Annotated in this window: 1 protein-coding gene; it reads right to left on the minus strand. The window is 69.2% G+C overall.

Annotated features, from left to right (window positions below; all coding sequences use genetic code 11):
- Positions 1-12: 12 nt before the first annotated feature.
- Positions 13-621 (minus strand): hypothetical protein, encoded by a 609-nt coding sequence (locus P3H15_RS54160; protein WP_276144850.1) that lies wholly within the window; start codon positions 619-621, stop codon positions 13-15.
- Between the last annotated feature and the right edge of the window lie 279 nt (positions 622-900).

Below are 900 nucleotides of genomic sequence, written 5' to 3' on the forward strand. Positions count from 1 at the left end.
GGGTGGTTGTCGCTACCGCGACGCGGAGACCAGCATGGGCTCGCGCAGGTCGAAGTAGTCGACCTCGCCCATCAGCCGGCCTTCCTCTTCGAACAGCGAACGCAGATCGTCGGGGACGGTGATCTTTTCGTGTGCGCGGGCCTCGGGCTCGGTGGTGAAGTACACCGCCTCGACGTATCCGCCGTCGCCGGCGGCGGCGAACGTACCGCCGAGGATTTCCGGCCGCACCCCGGGTAGCTTGTCGCCGGCCTGGGCCAACAGCTCGGACAGCCGGTGCGCGTCGGTGGTGTGGCCCTCCATGATCTGCACGAACCCGGCATCGTCGGAGCCGCCGCCGAGCCACTCCATCGCGTCCGGGCAGTCCATGAAGGTGACCGGGCCGTCGAAGCACCGCTCGGTCTCGGCCCACCAGGTTCCCTGCTCGGGACGTTCGCTGTTGCGGCGGGCCGCCTCCTCGGAGTCGAACCGAACCAGGGCGATGTAGGTGCCGTCATCGCGGGTGCCGGAGGTGGAGCCGAGGTAGCCGGTGGCCCCCGGTTGCAGTTCCTCGTTCCACCGGTCCATGCATTCGCGCAGCCGCGGCTGATCGGCGACCTTTCCCTGGATGACTTGGATGAACATCAGTAACCTCCTCCCGCGGGGACATGGGTCCCCTCGGTGAGTGCAACGGTGGCCGACCCGTCGCGGTCCACCGCCGGCGGGCGTCGACGGCCCGCGGCCGCAGCCACTGCGTACCCAATTTTTCTCCGCCGTACTATGTGGGGCAAGAGCACACACCGGCAGCTCGCCGCCCGGGTGAGGTCGAACGGGTGTCCGCCTCCCTCGATCGGCCCGGGCGCCCACACACAAGATGCGCCCCGTCACGCGGTCCTCGCGTGCACATCGGCGCTCCCCGAACTC

Source organism: Rhodococcus sp. T2V, assembly GCF_029269925.1.
Classification (GTDB): domain Bacteria; phylum Actinomycetota; class Actinomycetes; order Mycobacteriales; family Mycobacteriaceae; genus Rhodococcus_F; species Rhodococcus_F koreensis.

Excerpts from the sequence above, each read along its gene's own strand:
- P3H15_RS54160 (WP_276144850.1), bottom strand. The coding sequence starts at position 621 with ATGTTCATCCAAGTCATCCAGGGAAAGGTCGCCGATCAGCCGCGGCTG.